Origin of the sequence: Pseudomonas sp. AL10 (genome assembly GCF_029960685.1) — a bacterium.
GTDB classification, from domain to species: domain Bacteria; phylum Pseudomonadota; class Gammaproteobacteria; order Pseudomonadales; family Pseudomonadaceae; genus Aquipseudomonas; species Aquipseudomonas lactis.
Genome location: NZ_JASBQZ010000003.1, coordinates 87,844 through 103,645, shown reverse-complemented (window position 1 = coordinate 103,645; position 15,802 = coordinate 87,844). Strand labels below are relative to the sequence as shown.

13 protein-coding genes are annotated in these 15,802 nt (G+C 61.5%); 6 read left to right on the top strand and 7 right to left on the bottom strand.

Annotated features, from left to right (window positions below; genetic code table 11):
• Positions 1-224 precede the first annotated feature (224 nt).
• Positions 225-1,685, top strand: a complete 1,461-nt coding sequence (dacB, locus tag QK296_RS04935; RefSeq protein WP_169856730.1) for a D-alanyl-D-alanine carboxypeptidase/D-alanyl-D-alanine-endopeptidase — start codon at positions 225-227, stop codon at positions 1,683-1,685.
• A 147-nt stretch (positions 1,686-1,832) separates the two neighbouring features.
• On the opposite strand, the gene QK296_RS04930 is transcribed toward dacB, so the two are convergent.
• Both QK296_RS04930 and rlmKL read right to left on the bottom strand, forming a co-directional pair.
• Positions 1,833-4,217 carry a diguanylate cyclase gene (locus QK296_RS04930; RefSeq protein ID WP_192001628.1) on the bottom strand — a complete coding sequence of 795 codons (2,385 nt, stop codon included), beginning with the start codon at positions 4,215-4,217 and terminating at the stop codon, positions 1,833-1,835.
• Positions 4,218-4,470: 253 nt separating this feature from the next.
• Positions 4,471-6,735, bottom strand: coding sequence for a bifunctional 23S rRNA (guanine(2069)-N(7))-methyltransferase RlmK/23S rRNA (guanine(2445)-N(2))-methyltransferase RlmL (rlmKL, locus tag QK296_RS04925; RefSeq protein ID WP_282390658.1), 2,265 nt, complete (start codon positions 6,733-6,735; stop codon positions 4,471-4,473).
• A gap of 532 nt (positions 6,736-7,267) precedes the next feature.
• Between rlmKL and QK296_RS04920 the strand changes: the two genes are divergently transcribed.
• Complete coding sequence (locus QK296_RS04920; RefSeq protein WP_002553055.1) at positions 7,268-7,483, top strand: ribosome modulation factor; 216 nt, start codon at positions 7,268-7,270, stop codon at positions 7,481-7,483.
• Between the two features lie 121 nt (positions 7,484-7,604).
• On the opposite strand, the gene QK296_RS04915 is transcribed toward QK296_RS04920, so the two are convergent.
• The 5 genes from QK296_RS04915 to QK296_RS04895 form a co-directional block, all read right to left on the bottom strand.
• Positions 7,605-8,624, bottom strand: a complete 1,020-nt coding sequence (locus QK296_RS04915; RefSeq protein ID WP_003193260.1) for a quinone-dependent dihydroorotate dehydrogenase — start codon at positions 8,622-8,624, stop codon at positions 7,605-7,607.
• An 85-nt stretch (positions 8,625-8,709) separates the two neighbouring features.
• Complete coding sequence (locus QK296_RS04910; protein ID WP_057709738.1) at positions 8,710-9,177, bottom strand: transglycosylase SLT domain-containing protein; 468 nt, start codon at positions 9,175-9,177, stop codon at positions 8,710-8,712.
• Complete coding sequence (locus tag QK296_RS04905; protein WP_044275094.1) at positions 9,164-9,553, bottom strand: winged helix-turn-helix domain-containing protein; 390 nt, start codon at positions 9,551-9,553, stop codon at positions 9,164-9,166. The genes QK296_RS04910 and QK296_RS04905 overlap by 14 nt, the downstream gene beginning before the upstream one ends.
• 166 nt (positions 9,554-9,719) lie before the next feature.
• Positions 9,720-9,935 (bottom strand): FliM/FliN family flagellar motor switch protein, encoded by a 216-nt coding sequence (locus QK296_RS04900; protein WP_003193267.1) that lies wholly within the window; start codon positions 9,933-9,935, stop codon positions 9,720-9,722.
• Between the two features lie 15 nt (positions 9,936-9,950).
• Positions 9,951-10,682, bottom strand: a complete 732-nt coding sequence (locus tag QK296_RS04895; protein WP_003193269.1) for a secretin N-terminal domain-containing protein — start codon at positions 10,680-10,682, stop codon at positions 9,951-9,953.
• 246 nt (positions 10,683-10,928) lie between these two features.
• Between QK296_RS04895 and QK296_RS04890 the strand changes: the two genes are divergently transcribed.
• From QK296_RS04890 to QK296_RS04875, 4 genes are all read left to right on the top strand, one after another.
• Positions 10,929-12,128 carry a CmpA/NrtA family ABC transporter substrate-binding protein gene (locus QK296_RS04890; RefSeq protein ID WP_120248450.1) on the top strand — a complete coding sequence of 400 codons (1,200 nt, stop codon included), beginning with the start codon at positions 10,929-10,931 and terminating at the stop codon, positions 12,126-12,128.
• A 13-nt stretch (positions 12,129-12,141) separates the two neighbouring features.
• Positions 12,142-12,717, top strand: coding sequence for an ANTAR domain-containing protein (locus QK296_RS04885; protein ID WP_003193274.1), 576 nt, complete (start codon positions 12,142-12,144; stop codon positions 12,715-12,717).
• Between the two features lie 146 nt (positions 12,718-12,863).
• Entirely contained in the window at positions 12,864-14,075 is a 1,212-nt protein-coding gene (locus tag QK296_RS04880) for a nitrate/nitrite transporter (RefSeq protein ID WP_003193275.1), read from the top strand.
• Positions 14,075-15,742: a bifunctional protein-serine/threonine kinase/phosphatase gene (locus QK296_RS04875; protein ID WP_169856792.1), complete on the top strand. Its 1,668-nt coding sequence runs from the start codon at positions 14,075-14,077 to the stop codon at positions 15,740-15,742. Before QK296_RS04880 ends, QK296_RS04875 begins: the two co-directional genes overlap by 1 nt.
• The last annotated feature ends 60 nt before the right edge of the window (positions 15,743-15,802 follow it).

The following is a 15,802-nucleotide window of genomic DNA, read 5'->3' as shown; positions in this document are numbered from 1 at the left end:
CATAAGTATTAACGGGCGGCACTTTAGCAGTTTAAGGCGGCAATTGCCCGACTCTCTGGGACCGACGGGCAAATGCGCGCAAAAAAACCACGATTAGCAGCTATCGTTCAGCTACACGTGGCGCCAGCTTGGGGCATAATGCCGACACTTTCGTGACCACTGAGGGATTTTCTTCCATACCCCTCGCCTTTTTCACCCTCCTCAGCAGTAGGGTTTTATTTCTTATGATCAAATCTTTGCGTTCAGTGTTACTTGCCAGTGTTGTCTTGCCCCTGGCCTTTTCCGTTTGCGCCGCTCCCGTCAATAACACCCTGCCACCCAGCGTTGCCCAGGCCTTGCAGAAGGCCAAGCTGCAAAATACCGCGCTGTCCCTGGTGATGCTGCCCCTGAACGGCCCTGGTACCCCTACGGTTTTCAACGCCGACGTCTCGGTGAACCCGGCTTCCACCATGAAGCTGGTTACCACTTACGCGGCCCTGGAAATGCTCGGCCCCAACCATCAGTGGAAGACCGAGTTCTACACCGATGGCACCCTCAGCGGCGGCGTGTTGCGCGGCAACCTGTACCTCAAGGGCGGCGGCGACCCCAAGCTGAACATGGAAAAACTCTGGCTGCTGATGCGCGACCTGCGTGCCAATGGTGTGCAGCAAGTCACCGGTGACCTGGTGCTGGACCGTAACTTCTTCAACCAGCCGCAATTGCCCGAGTTCAACGACGACGGCAACGATGAGAACAAGCCATTCCTGGTCAAGCCCGACGCCTTGCTGGTCAACCTCAAGGCCCTGCGCTTTGTGACCCGCAATGATTCAGGACGGGTGATCGTGTCGGTCGAGCCGCCGATTGCCAGCATTCGCATCGACAACCAGGTGAAAGTCACCAACGCCAAACAGTGCACCGGTGACGTGCGCTACAGCCCGGTGACCGCCGCCGACGGCAGCGTGACCGTGACCGTCAGCGGCCAACTGGGTGATGGCTGCAGCTCGCAGACCTACCTGTCGCTGCTCGACCACGCCACCTACACCGCAGGCGCCGTGCGGGCGATCTGGAAGGAGTTGGGCGGCACCATCCAGGGCCGTGATATCCAGGCACCGGTGCCCAAGGATGCCAAGGTACTTGCCCGGGCCTTCTCGCCGGACCTGGCGGAGATCATCCGCGACATCAACAAATACAGTAACAACACAATGGCCCAGCAGTTGTTCCTGAGCCTGGGTGCGCAGTTTCGCAACGATGCCGATGGCGACGATGCCAAGGCTGCGCAACGTGTCGTGCGCCAGTGGCTAGCCAAGAAAGGCATCACCGCGCCGCACCTGGTGATGGAAAACGGCTCCGGCCTGTCCCGCGCCGAACGGGTCAGCGCCCGCGAGATGGCGGCCATGCTGCAAGCCGCGTGGAAAAGCCCTTATGCGGCGGAGTACATCAGCTCGATGCCGATCGCCGGCACCGACGGCACCATGCGTAAACGCCTGAAAACCACCGCCCTGCGCGGCGAAGCCCATGTGAAGACCGGCACCTTGAACACCGTACGCGCCATCGCCGGTTACAGCCGCGACAACAATGGCAATACCTGGGCGGTGGTGGCGATTCTCAACGACGCCAAGCCTTGGGGAGCCTCGTCGGTGCTGGATCAGGTGCTGCTGGACCTGTATCGCCAGCCGAAGGCCGTTGCAGCCGCGCCGGTTCTCTAAAGCACCACATCACCCTGTCTGATCGTTCCCACGCTCTGCGTGGGAATGCTGTTTTGGACGCTCTGCGTCCGCGCTCAAGGCGTGACGCGGAGCGTCTCAGGATGCATTCCCACGCAGAGCGTGGGAACGATCAGCGCGTGGGAACGATCATTCAAGCGTCAGGGCTTCCTCGACGCGATCCCTGCCCGCCTGCTTGGCCACGTACACCGCCGAATCCGCGCGCAGCAGCAAGCCATCGATACCTTCGTCGAGCCGCCAACTGGCCACGCCGAAGCTGGCGGTGACAACCCCCACCGGCTCCATCGACGCACCGCGCAGCGACTGCCACAACTGCATCGCCAGGCTGTAGGCCTGGGCGCCATCGGTGTTGGGGCACAGCACCACAAACTCTTCCCCGCCGATCCGGCAAAACACATCGGTGCGGCGCAAGCGTTGGCCGATACGCTTGCACAACTCCTGCAGCACGCCGTCGCCCACGGCATGGCCGTGCTGATCGTTGATGCGCTTGAAGTGGTCGATATCGAGCATGATCAACGACAGCGCGCCAGACATACGGTTGAGCCGGAGCATTTCGCCCTTGAGGCGATCCTGGAAATAGCGACGGTTATAGATCCCTGTCAGAGAGTCGGTGATGGACAGCGCACGCAGTTCTTCCTCGACCCGTTTGAGATCAGAAATATCCGACACATAACCGTGCCAAAGCGTACCGCCTCCCGGCAACTCTTCCGGCGTCGCTTCGCCGCGAATCCAGCGCAGGCCTCGTTGGGGTAATTGCACGCGGTACTCTTCGCGCCAATGGCTCAGTTGCAACGCAGAAAGGCGTATCGACGCACGCACGCGCTCCAGGTCCAAGGGGTGAATGCGCTCCAGCACTTTGCCCGCATCCTGCTGCAGCATGCCCAGTTCGATTTCATAGATATCGCGCATGCCTTCGCTGGCATAGATGAAACGCCAGGTGTCCTGGGGCTCCAGGGTGAACTGGAAGATCCCACCCGGCACGTGGGCGCTGAGTTTTTTCAGCAGGCGGTCGCGTACAGCAAGGGCCTCATAGGCGCGCTTTTGCTCGGTGACATCCAGGTAAATCGCCAGGTGCCCGACCCACAGGCCATGGTCATCCAAGAGCACGGTCGGCAACATGTTGACCGTCAGTTGGCTGCCGTCCTTGCGCACCAGCGTCCACTCACGTCCTTCATGTTGACTGTCCGGGCTCTCCACCAGCATCGCCTGGCTCGCGGGGATGCGCTTGCCCAGCGCCCTGCTCAACGGCTCGGCGCGGGCGTCGAGTTCCATGGCTACGTGCAGACGGTCCAAGGTCATATGCCCCAGCACCTCCTCGGCCGTAAAGCCCAGCATCTGCTCGGCACCGGCATTGAAGGTGTTGATCACCCCGCGCAGGTCCGTGGCAATGATCGCCACTTGAGTCGCCGCATTCAGCACGCTGCGCAATTGCCCATGGGCGCCACGCAACTCCTGCTCACGGGCGCGCAATTGTACGGTGCGTTGCTCCACCAGTTTCAGTGCGCGCTGGCGCTGGCTCACCAGCATGTAAAGCAGCGCACTGAGCAAGGCGCTGAGCAACACGCCCATCGCCAGAATGGTGTGCATCGAAGAATGGTTGGCCCTGTCGAACACTTCGCTGGCGCTCAGGCTCAGGGCGTAGACATGATCGCCCAGGGTGAGGCGGCGCGCAGCCGTCAAGCCGCTGCTGCCCAAGGTGTTGCTGGAGGCATACAACACCCGTTGCTGGGTGTCGGAGGTGTCTACGATCTGCATCACCAGGTTGTCCCGGTTGGGCCTGGGCAACCCCTCGGCTACCAGCTGACGCATGCTGATCACCGCCATCACATAACCGTAGGGCTCGGCACCAGCGAGTTTGCTCACGGGCGCCACCAACAACACGCCTGCGGCATATGCGGGTTCCACCCCCACCAACTGCATGGGTTGCGACACTGCCAGCTGGCCGCTTTCTTGCGCACGCTCCAGGGCTGAGCGACGCAGGGGTTGGGCCAGCAGATCAAAGCCCAGCGGCGAGCCCAGCAGACTTTGCGTCTGGCTGTACAGCACCGGTACATATTCATCGCGTTCGGCCGCTGGTGCCAACTCACCTGCAGTATTCAGTTCGCGGATACTGAAGGGAATGCCGCGCTGGCGAGAAATGTCCTGCTCAAACAGGTTGCGCTGCGTGCGAAATATCCGTGGGGCCCAGGCATAGGCACGGGCATGCAACAACAGCGGTTTGGCGAAACCGTCGAACTCGGCGCGAGACACCTCGCCGGAATTGACGAAAAAGCGCTGCAAGCTGCCCAGGCGTTGCTCCTGGTCTTCAAAACGTTCCTGGATACGGGTGTAGCGCTCGTTGACCAGCAACTGGAACCGCTGGCGCACCTGTTGCTGATATAAGTCGGATGCCGCCCACGCGACGACCACCGTCAGCGCGCTACCGATCAATAACACCACCAATGCCACCAGCCAAGCCGATGCCTGCTCACTGATAAAACCAAGGATTTTCGGGCGAACGACTTGCATCGGCATAGGCAACACTCACAGCGCCAGTGTGCGGGGGTGTCACTTTGGCTAGGGCTTAAGTTATAGCCATCGGTCAGGGGTTTGACCAGTGCAAAACCGTCAACGGACTTATTGTGGCGAGGGAGCAAGCTCTCTCACCACAGAGGTTTACCGTAGGAGCGAGCTTGCTCGCGAAACACTCACAGGCACCGCGTTCATCCAGGATATCCGCGTTATCGTTGACGTTTTTCGCGAGCAAGCTCGCTCCTACAGGTGGAAATCAGCGTGCGGTGATTTTCCAGGCGCGGTGGATCTTGGCATTGCGCGCAAAATCCGGGTCGATGGTCTTGTCGCTGATTTCCTCGACCGCATAGCGTTCGCTGAGGTTGTCTTCCAGCTGGAACTTGCGGAAGTTGTTGGAGAAGTACAACACGCCACCCGGCGCCAGGCGCGCCATGGCCAGGTCGAGCAACTGCACATGGTCACGCTGCACGTCGAAGATGCCTTCCATGCGCTTGGAGTTGGAGAAGGTCGGCGGGTCGATGAAGATCATGTCGAATTCATCGCGGCTCGCTTCCAGCCACGCCATCACGTCACCCTGTTCCAGGCGGTTCTTGTCGGAAAAACCGTTGAGGGAGAAGTTGCGACGCGCCCAGTCCAGGTAGGTCTTGGACAGGTCGACGCTGGTGGTGCTGCGCGCACCGCCCTTGGCGGCATGCACACTCGCGGTGGCGGTGTAGCAATACAAGTTGAGGAAACGCTTGCCCGCCGCTTCCTTCTGGATGCGCATGCGCATCGGGCGGTGGTCGAGGAACAGGCCGGTGTCCAGGTAATCGGTAAGGTTGACCAGCAACTTCACGCCGCCTTCACTGACCTCGGTGAATTTACCTTGGGCACTCTGACGCTCGTATTGCTTGGTGCCGCTCTGACGCTCACGACGCTTGACCACCACACGGCTCTTGTCGACGTTCAGTGCCTGGGGAATGGCCGCCAGGGCATCGAACATGCGGGCCGAGGCTTTTTCCGGGTCGATGGATTTAGGCGCGGCGTACTCCTGCACGTGCACCCAATCGTGGTACAGGTCGATCGCCATGGAGTACTCAGGCATGTCGGCGTCATACACACGGTAGCAATCCACCCCTTCGCGCTTGGCCCATTTGCCCAACAGCTTGAGGTTCTTCTGCAGGCGGTTGGCAAACATCTGCCCGCCTTCGCTCAAGCGCGCCTGTTCCACCACAGGGGCCGGGGCGGGTTTGATCGGGTTACCGTTCTTGTTGTACTGACGCTCTGCCGGCTCGCTCGGGGCCTGGTCGTAAGCCGCTTGCTCACGTTCGGCCTGGCGCTGCTCAGGGGTGCGGCGCTCGCCAGTGACGAACTGATCCGGGTTGACCTTGATCAGCAGCAACTTGCACGGCAATGCGCCGTTCCAGAACGAATACTGTTTGTGGCTACGGATGCCCATGCGCTTGCCCAGGTCCGGCGCGCCGGTGAACACTGCGGTTTCCCAGCCCATACAGGCTTGGCGCAAGCGTTCGCCGAGGTTCTGATAGAGATACAACAGGCTGGCTTCGTCACCCAGGCGCTCACCGTAGGGTGGGTTGCAGATCACCAAACCTTTCTGATTCTGATCCGGGCGCGGCTCGAACGTGCCCACTTCGCCCTGGTACACCTTGATCCAGTGGCTCAGGCCGGCGCGTTCGATGTTGTTGCGTGCGGGCTGGATCAGGCGCGGGTCGGCTTCGTAGCCACGTACCCACAACGGCGGCTTGTTCATGCCGATGGCGGCACGCTCAGTGGCTTCTGCGTGCAGTTTTTTCCACAGCGCCGGGACGTGGCCCAGCCAGGTGGTGAAACCCCAGAGTTCACGGTTGAGGTTGGGGGCCATGTCGGCGGCGATCATCGCGCCCTCGACCAGGAAGGTACCCACACCGCACATCGGGTCTGTGAGTGCGCCGCCTTCGGCTGCAATACGCGGCCAGCCGGCGCGGATCAGGATCGCCGCCGCCAGGTTTTCCTTCAGGGGTGCCGCGCCCTGCTGCAGGCGGTAGCCGCGCTGGTGCAGGCTGTGGCCGGAAAGGTCCAGGGACAGGATGGCTTCGCCACGGTCCAGGCGCAGGTGAATGCGCAGGTCAGGGTTGATCTTGTCGATGGACGGACGTTCGCCGGTCGGGGTGCGCAGTTTGTCGACGATCGCATCCTTGACCTTCAGCGCGCCGAAGTGGGTGTTGTCGATGCCCGAGCCATGGCCGCTGAACTCCACCGCGAGGGTACCGTCGGGGACCATGTGGTCAGCCCATTCGATGTCCAGCACGCCGTGGTAAAGATCCTCGGCGTCCTTCATCGGGAAGCGCTTGAGCACCAGCAACACACGGTTGGCCAGGCGCGACCAGAGGCACAAGCGGTAGGCGGTTTCCATGTCGGCCATGCCGCGCACGGCCGAGGTGTGCTCGCGGGCTTCCTCAAGGCCAAGCCCGACGGCTTCCTCGATCAGCAGGCCTTCGAGGCCCTTGGGGCAGGTGAGGAAGAGTTCAAAACGGTCCGACATGGGGCATTCCAGGCTTTTCAGCAATAAGTGAACAGGCGACGCATCGCCGGTTCGGTTTTCAATCAAGCACTTTTCTCGAAGAGTGCTCGCGTGGCACGAATGTGCCGTTCCACCCCGTCTGGCGGGCTCTTGAGCCTTTATGGGCGAGGCAGAAGAAGAATGTTGCGCAACAAAAAGAAATATTCCGACCCTTCGTCGAATAATAACCGACTGCAACAGGCGGGCATTCTCACTAAGGAATTAAACCTTTCCTCTTTGCAGGGCACATCATAGCTGGCTTTGCCCTATAAAAGGGGCGAATAACCAGCCCAGCTTATGGCTATAGCATCGTTATCGTTACGTGCTTATGACAAAACGATCATTGAATACATGTGACCTATTGGTTAGAACTCAACACAGGTTGGCGCCGTAACGGTGCCAACACATTGGCTCGCCACGCCGGCAGCGAGCCCACCAACGGCAGAAAAACTCTGCCCGGCCTTGGACAAGGCCGAAGGATATCTAGACAGTCAACAAGTGAGGGAAACACCCTATGAGAAGACTTAAGCGTGATCCGTTGGAAAGAGCATTTTTACGCGGATATCAATATGGCGTTCATGGAAAATCCCGTGAGCTTTGCCCATTTACTCTACCGTCGGTACGCCAAGCCTGGATCAACGGCTGGCGAGAAGGACGCGGCGACAACTGGGACGGTATGACTGGCACTGCGGGCATCCACAGACTCAACGAACTTCACGCCGTCGGCTAATCAGGGGATTTAATTGCGACACACACATCTTTGAATCTGTAACGACTTAACCACGCGCGCCCCATCCGGGCGGCGGGCTTCGGCCCAGGGGCTCCTTCATGGAGCCCTTTTTATTGCCTGCTCAGCGCAAGGCAGCGATGGCATCCACCGACTGGCGAATCAATGCCGGGCCTTTGTAGATGAAGCCGGAGTACAACTGCACCAGGCTGGCGCCGGCCGCGATCTTCTCAGCCGCATGCTTGCCTTCGGTGATACCGCCCACCGCGATGATCGGCAAACGCCCAGCCAACTCGGCCGCCAGCACCTTGACGATATGGGTGCTCTTGTCACGCACCGGTGCGCCCGACAGGCCGCCCGCCTCGTCACCATGAGCCAGGCCTTCGACGCCCACGCGGCTGAGGGTGGTGTTGGTCGCAATCACCGCATCCATCCCTGAATCCACCAGGGCCTGGGCCACCAGTACGGTTTCTTCATCGCTCATGTCCGGCGCTATCTTGATAGCCAGCGGCACACGCTTGCCATGACGCACGGCCAAGTCTTCCTGGCGCTGGCGCAAGGCTTCGAGCAGTTGCTTGAGGGAATCACCAAATTGCAGGCTGCGCAGGCCCGGGGTGTTGGGCGAGCTGACGTTGACGGTGACATAGCTGGCGTGGGCATAGACCTTGTCCAGGCAAATCAGGTAGTCATCCACCGCACGCTCCACCGGCGTGTCAAAGTTCTTGCCAATGTTGATACCCAGGATGCCGGTGTACTTCGCCGCCTGAACCCGCGACAGCAGATGGTCGACCCCGAGGTTGTTGAAGCCCATGCGATTGATGATCGCCTCCGCTTCCGGCAGGCGGAAAATGCGCGGCTTGGGGTTGCCCGGTTGCGGCCGCGGCGTTACGGTGCCGATTTCGACAAAGCCGAAACCCAACTGCGCAAACCCGTCGATGGCCGCGCCGTTCTTGTCCAGGCCGGCTGCCAGCCCGACCGGGTTGGGGAAGTTCAACCCCATCACCGACACCGGCACTTTCGCCGGTGCCTTGCATACCAGGCCATTGAGCCCCAGGCGGCCACCGGCACCGATCAGGTCCAGGGACAGATCGTGGGAGGTTTCCGGGGAGAGTTTGAACAACAGCTGGCGGGCCAGAGTATACATGGGCGGGCTAGACTCGGATGGCGGCAAAAGGTGGCGGTGATTATAGCCGGGGTGGTGGCCTGCATGCGAGGCGTGCCACCTGATCTCATTGACGTTGCGCCGTCAACGCCTCATAACGCACCCAGATCCTTTCGGCGTAGCGCAGACGCAATGCCTCACGCTGTGGCCCGGGCCCCGGCCCCACGTTGTAAGCCCCCACCGCCGTCCAGTTGTAGCCAAAACGCTGGATGAACTCGGCAAGAATCGAGGCGCCTACTTCCACCGACAGGCAAGGCTCGCTCAACAGCCGTTCTTCGGTAATGCCCTGCTTGAGCAAGCGCGGCAAGTGGATGCTGTTGATTTGCATCAAGCCGATATCCCGCGTGCCATTGCGGTTGGTGTAGTTCATCGCTTGCGCCCGGTAACCCGATTCGACCAAGGCGATAGCTTGCAGCAACTCCGGCTCAAGGTCGTAGCGGCTGGCCGCCTCTTCCCAGCAAAAGGCCCAGGCCTGGCTGCTGCCCATCAATACCCCGAGCACCAGGCCTTTGCCCCATGCCTTAACCCTGGACATTGCTGGCCTGACCACAGACGGCGCACACGTGTGCCACTGCCCTGGGTTGATCACCTGTGCGCACCGGGCAGGTAAAGCGATAGCCCTTGCCATAAATCGTCTTGATAAAGCCTTTGTCGGCCCTCAAGTGCTTGCGCAGGGAATAAATACACCGCGTGAGTGACTCTTCGGCCACTTCGCCCCGAGGCCAGGCCAGTTCCAGCAAACGGTCCTTGGTCATCAGCGCGCCACCGGAGGCCAGCAGCAACCGCAGCACGTGCCCCTCCTTGGGAGGCAACTGAATATCCGCCTCCACGCCCGTCAACCGGCCGTCGCCATGCAAGGTCCAACGCGCGAAAACCAGGGACGTCGTCGTTTCATCCGTCACGACGGCCATACGCACCTCTGTAGTCGACTACTGACATTAAAATCCTTATTGTGTGACCAGCTCATCTGCCATTGGCACGACTATAAAAAACCGGCTCGAAGACCCGCGTTAGGAAAAAACCCATTCATTCGCCTTTTTTTGGCCACTGCCGGTCAGACAATTCGCTAACGCACCCTTACCGCGGCAACCACTCCTGAAACGTCTCCTGCAATTCAACCCCTAGCCGATCCTCCAACTGCACCAACTCTCCCACTGCCATCAGTTGTCCATTGACCCGCACCTCCACGCAGCGGGTGACGCCTGGGTCCAAGGGCAGCACCTTCCCCGGTGCGAATGCGGCCAAACGCTTGCGGCTGATCAGTTGCTCCTGCAGCAATATTTCCAGGTGCATGGACAAACGCCTTTTTCAGGGGGAAAACTCAGGGTCCGCTCCCAGGAACGCACGTCGCACACGCTCGTGTTGCGCGGCGCTCAACTGAGGTGGGCCGATCCAGGGCAGTACGTCGCCATCTACGCCAGCCTGCCCTGGCGAGGCCTCATCCAGCGGCTGGGCGACATCCAGCTCGGCCACCAGTTTTTCAATAACCTTCACTTGGGCGGGTGGGCCCTTGATCAACAGACTGTTGGTATCTGGATAGGCCATCAACACAAGGCGGCCATCGGCCAGTTGGTCCTTCTGCGCCTGGGATAGCCGAGCTTCGAGCATGGAGGCCATGCCCGGTACCTGGACCTTGTTGGCTCCAGCGCCCTGCAGGTGATCGTCCACGAGGACATTGATCACTTTCACCACGCCGAATACCGGGGCGCGCTCTGGCACCTTGCGAGGGGGTCGGTCCATCCGTTGGGCGAGATGCAACACCTGGTCGACATAACTGGAAGGGCCGGTTACATAGAACGTACGCTTGCCGTGTTCACGCAGTGGGTAACGCGGCTCATCCAGCCCCGCACGGCGCATGATGCCGCGCAGCCTACTGACGGAAATATGCCGCAGTACCACCGCCGAGCTTCTCGTGTCGTCGGCAGCGTAGAGCTGCAACACCTCGCCACAGGCCGTACGACTGCCCAGCAACAGCACGGCGCACAGCAGCGCGCTGTACAGCCAGCGGCAATTGAGGGTTGCGAGTAAATCAGCGTGCACCGTGGGTATGCCTGGTGGTCTGGCCTGAAGAAGCGGCCATACTGCGAGGCGCACGAGGATCAATCATGATGGAAAGTTGACGGCCAACTGCGACGTCCTGCCCATGGCATGTGCCTTGCTTTGCACTCTGGATCAGGCTCGCACCAACGGCGGCACGGGCCTACGGACAAAGGCGTCGTTCCCCTGCAATGGCCTATACGCCAACCAGGGAAACGGCGCTTTTTTTTCAGAAAAAGGCAGGTATTGATGAACGATCCACTGGCTTGGGTAAACGGCAGCGATGCCCCGGAAAAGAGCAGCCTGGACCTTGGGTTCATGGCCCTGACCGATTGCGCCTCGCTGGTGGTCGCCGCCACCCAGGGCTTCGCCCAACCCTACGGCCTCACACTCAACCTCAAGCGCCAGGCGTCCTGGGCCAACCTGCGCGACAAGCTGGTCACCGGTGAATTGGACGCCGCCCACAGTCTCTACGGGCTGATCTATGCCGTACACCTGGGCATCGGCGGCGTCGCCCCCAGCCCCATGGCGGTGCTGATGGGGCTGAACCAGAATGGCCAGGGCATCAACCTCTCCCATGGCCTGCAACAGCAAGGGGTGATCACTCCTGAAGCATTGAAACGCCACGTGCACCAAAGCCGGACAAAACTCACCTTCGCCCAGACGTTTCCCACCGGCACCCACGCCATGTGGTTGTATTACTGGCTGGCGAGCCAAGGCATTCATCCCTTGCAGGATGTGAACAGCGTAGTAGTGCCGCCGCCACAAATGGTGGCGCACCTGCAAGCCGGACGCATCGATGGCCTTTGCGTGGGTGAACCCTGGTGCGCCAGCGCAGTGCAACAGAACCAGGGCTTCACCCTGGCGACCAGCCAGGCGATCTGGCCGGACCACCCGGAAAAAGTCCTGGGCTGCACCCAAGCCTTCGTTGACGCGTACCCCAATACCGCACGCGTGCTGGTCATGGCGATCCTCGAGGCCAGCCGGTTTATCGAGCAGAGCCGTGAAAACCGCCGCTCTACCGCCCAGTTGCTCAGTGCCCCTGAATACCTCGATGCGCCTGTGGCTTGCATCGAACCACGCCTGCTGGGGCACTATGACGACGGCCTGGGCAACCAGTGGCAGGATCCCCATGCGCTGCGCTTTTTCGCCGACGGCGAGGTGAACCTGCCCTACCTCAGCGATGGCATGTGGTTCATGACCCAGTTCCGGCGCTGGGGCTTGCTGCGTGAAGACCCGGACTACCTGGGCGTCGCCCGGCAGGTGCAGCAACTGGCGCTGTACCGCCAGGCGGCTGAGGCGCTGGGCATTGCCGAAGGCAACTCGGACATGCGCCGTAGCCAGTTGCTCGACGGCAAGACCTGGGACGGCAGCGACCCCGCCGGCTATGCGCGCAGCTTCCACCTCCACGCCTTGGCCGATAACGCCAACCGCCAAGCGCTGCGCTGACAGGAGCCCGACGATGCTGCGAATCCTGTTGATCAACGACACCCCGCGCAAGGTCGGGCGCCTCAAGGCCGCATTGACCGAGGCCGGCTTTGAGGTGATCGATGAGTCCGGCTTGACCATTGACCTGCCCGCACGCGTCGAAACAGTGCGCCCGGATGTGATCCTGATCGATACCGAGTCACCCGGGCGCGATGTGATGGAGCAAGTGGTGCTGGTCAGCCGCGATCAGCCCCGGCCCATCGTGATGTTTACCGATGAGCACGACCCTAATGTGATGCGCCAGGCCATCAAGTCCGGCGTCAGTGCCTATATCGTTGAAGGCATTCAGGCCCAGCGCCTGCAACCGATCCTCGATGTGGCCATGGCGCGCTTCGAAAGTGACCAGGCCCTGCGCGCCCAGCTTCATGCCCGCGACCAGCAACTGGCCGAACGCAAGCGCATCGAATTGGCCAAGGGCCTGTTGATGAAGATGAAGAGCTGTAACGAAGAAGAGGCCTACACCCTGATGCGCCGCCAGGCCATGAGCCGTCAACAGAAACTGATCCAGGTGGCAGAGCAGATTATTGCCATGAGCGAGTTGCTCGGCTGATGTGGCTCAGCTCTTGCTAAAGAATTATCACAGGTAGCCAACGGCGGTTGCCCCTCCACGACAAAGACGTCGCCCACCCGGTTTGCCCTCGCGAACCCGGTGGCGGCGTTTTTTCGTTTCTAGACCCCCAACCGTTGAGGTGCGTGATGAAATCAAGCTTCTGGAAATCCGGGCACACCCCGACCCTGTTTGCCGCGTTCCTGTATTTCGACCTGAGCTTCATGGTCTGGTACCTGTTGGGCCCCCTGGCGGTGCAGATTGCCGCTGACTTGCACCTGACCACCCAACAACGTGGCCTGGTGGTGGCCACACCGATCCTGGCGGGCGCGGTGCTGCGCTTCTTGATGGGGATGCTGGCCGACAAGCTGTCGCCCAAGACCGCCGGGCTGATTGGCCAGGTGATTGTGATCGTGGCGCTGTTCTGCGCCTGGAAACTGGGGATCCACAGTTACGAACAAGCGCTGCTGCTGGGCATGTTCCTGGGCATGGCCGGCGCGTCCTTCGCGGTCGCCCTGCCCTTGGCGTCGCAGTGGTATCCGGCGGAGCATCAGGGCAAGGCCATGGGCATCGCCGGCGCCGGCAACTCCGGTACCGTGTTTGCCGCGCTGCTGGCGCCCGTGCTGGCGGCCGCGTTTGGTTGGAGCAACGTGTTCGGTTTTGCGCTGATCCCACTGGTGCTGACCCTGATCGTGTTCGCCTGGCTGGCGCGCAATGCCCCTCAGCGGCCAAAAGCCAAAGCCATGGCCGACTACTTCAAGGCCCTGGGCGACCGTGACAGCTGGTGGTTCATGTTCTTCTACAGCGTGACCTTCGGCGGGTTTATCGGCCTGGCCAGCGCCCTGCCCGGCTACTTCAACGACCAGTACGGCCTGAGCCCGGTGACCGCCGGCTACTACACCGCCGCCTGTGTGTTCGGCGGCAGCCTGATGCGCCCCTTGGGCGGCGCCTTGGCAGACCGGTTCGGCGGGATCAAGACTCTGCTCGGCATGTACAGCGTGGCGGTGATCTGCATTGCGGCAGTGGGGTTCAACCTGCCCAGTTCCTACGCGGCGCTGGCGCTTTTCGTCTGCACCATGCTCGGCCTGGGCGCCGGGAATGGCGCGGTATTCCAACTGGTGCCGCAGCGTTTTCGCAGTGAGATCGGCGTCATGACCGGGCTGATCGGCATGGCCGGTGGCATTGGTGGCTTCGCCCTCGCGGCGGGCATGGGCGCTATCAAGCAGAGCACCGGCAGCTATCAACTGGCCCTGTGGTTGTTCGCCAGCCTCGGTGTGCTGGCGTGGTTCGGCCTGCATGGGGTGAAACGGCGCTGGAGAACCACCTGGGGTTCGGCCGCCGTGACCGCCGCCCGCGTCTGATGAGCCTACGACTGAGCGTCGCCCAGGCCAGTGCCATCGGCCCGCGCAGCGAAAACCAGGATGCGCTGCGGGTGGTCACACCGATGGCGGAACTGGCCGCGAGCAAAGGCTACCTGTGCGCACTGGCCGATGGCGTCAGCCAGTGCGCCGACGGTGGCCTGGCCGCACGCTCGACCTTGCAGGCCCTGGCCCTGGACTACTACGCCACGCCACAGACCTGGAGCGTGGCCCAGGCGCTGGAGCGTCTGTTACTGGCGCAGAATCGCTGGTTGCAAGCCAACGGCGGCGGGCAACCGTTGCTCACCACCCTGAGCGCCCTGGTGTTTCGCGGCCAACGTTTCACCCTGGCCCATGTCGGTGATTGCCGGGCGTATCGTTGGCTTGACGGCGAGTTGCAACGCATCAGCGAAGACCATGTGTGGGGACAGCCGGGGATGCAGCATGTGCTCAAGCGCGCCCTCGGCCTGGATCAGCACCTGGTGCTGGACTTCCTCGATGGTCCATTGCGCGAGGGCGAAAGTTTCCTGCTGCTCAGCGATGGGGTGTGGGCCACGCTGGGCGATCACAGCATCGGCGCGATACTGCGCGAACAAAGCGACCTCGATCTGGCCGTCAACACACTGGTCAACGCCGCCCACCTGGCGGGTAGCCAAGACAACGCCAGCGCCTTGCTGGTGCGCATCGATCAACTCGGCGCCGCCACCCTCGGCGACGCTCTGGTGCAGTTGCAGCAATGGCCACTGCCGCCACCGCTGAAAGTCGGGCAAACCTTTGAAGGCTGGCAGGTGCAAAGCGTGCTGGCGCAGAGTCGGCAGTCGTTGTTGTACCGCGTGCACGACGCCCAGGGGCAACCCTGGCTGCTCAAGACCTTACCGTTACGTTGCGACGATACCGATGCGGCCCAGGCCTTGTTATCAGAAGAGTGGTTTCTGCGCCGGGTCGCCGGCCGTGCTTTTCCCGAAGTGCATGCCGCCAGTGGCCGTCAGCATTTGTACTACGTGATGCGCGAATACGCCGGGCAAACCCTGGCCCAACTGTTCCAACAACAGGGCCCGCTGCCATTGGCACAATGGCAGTCGATTGCCGAACGCTTGCTGCGCGCCGTGGGCCTGCTGCATCGCCGGCAGATCCTGCACCGCGACATCAAGCCGGAAAACCTGCTGCTGGGAGAAGATGGCGAACTGCGGGTGCTGGACTTCGGCCTGGCCTATTGCCCTGGGCTTTCCGAGGACCGTGCCCACCTGCTGCCCGGTACCCCGAGCTTTATCGCGCCCGAGGCGTTCGCTGGCGAGCAGCCTACGGCGCAACAGGATTTGTATAGCGTCGGCGTGACCTTGTATTACCTGCTGACCGGGCATTACCCCTACGGTGAAATCGAGGCCTTCCAACGGCCCAGATTTAACCAGCCCGTCAGCGCCAGCCGTTATCGCCCCGACTTGCCGGAGTGGTTACCACACAGCCTGGAACGGGCGGTGACCGCTGCCCCGGCCCAACGTTATGAAACCGCCGAAGAATGGCTGTTGGTGCTGGAGCAGGCCGACCGCCGCGAATTGAGCCTACGCCCACGGCCCTTGCTCGAACGCGAACCCTTGAAGGTCTGGCAAACCCTGGCGGTGGCTTCAATGCTGCTCAATCTGGTGCTGTTGTACTGGCTGCTGCACCACTAACGGGCAGAATCCGCCGGTTCTGCGTGTAAACGCCCAGTAAAACTGGGGCTATAGGGACTT

Excerpts from the sequence above, each read along its gene's own strand:
- QK296_RS04910 (WP_057709738.1), bottom strand. The coding sequence starts at position 9,177 with ATGTCCAGGGTTAAGGCATGGGGCAAAGGCCTGGTGCTCGGGGTATTG.
- QK296_RS04880 (WP_003193275.1), top strand. The coding sequence starts at position 12,864 with ATGAAATCAAGCTTCTGGAAATCCGGGCACACCCCGACCCTGTTTGCC.
- dacB (WP_169856730.1), top strand. The coding sequence starts at position 225 with ATGATCAAATCTTTGCGTTCAGTGTTACTTGCCAGTGTTGTCTTGCCC.
- rlmKL (WP_282390658.1), bottom strand. The coding sequence starts at position 6,735 with ATGTCGGACCGTTTTGAACTCTTCCTCACCTGCCCCAAGGGCCTCGAA.
- QK296_RS04905 (WP_044275094.1), bottom strand. The coding sequence starts at position 9,553 with ATGGCCGTCGTGACGGATGAAACGACGACGTCCCTGGTTTTCGCGCGT.
- QK296_RS04920 (WP_002553055.1), top strand. The coding sequence starts at position 7,268 with ATGAGAAGACTTAAGCGTGATCCGTTGGAAAGAGCATTTTTACGCGGA.
- QK296_RS04915 (WP_003193260.1), bottom strand. The coding sequence starts at position 8,624 with ATGTATACTCTGGCCCGCCAGCTGTTGTTCAAACTCTCCCCGGAAACC.
- QK296_RS04885 (WP_003193274.1), top strand. The coding sequence starts at position 12,142 with ATGCTGCGAATCCTGTTGATCAACGACACCCCGCGCAAGGTCGGGCGC.
- QK296_RS04890 (WP_120248450.1), top strand. The coding sequence starts at position 10,929 with ATGAACGATCCACTGGCTTGGGTAAACGGCAGCGATGCCCCGGAAAAG.
- QK296_RS04875 (WP_169856792.1), top strand. The coding sequence starts at position 14,075 with ATGAGCCTACGACTGAGCGTCGCCCAGGCCAGTGCCATCGGCCCGCGC.
- QK296_RS04930 (WP_192001628.1), bottom strand. The coding sequence starts at position 4,217 with ATGCCGATGCAAGTCGTTCGCCCGAAAATCCTTGGTTTTATCAGTGAG.
- QK296_RS04900 (WP_003193267.1), bottom strand. The coding sequence starts at position 9,935 with ATGCACCTGGAAATATTGCTGCAGGAGCAACTGATCAGCCGCAAGCGT.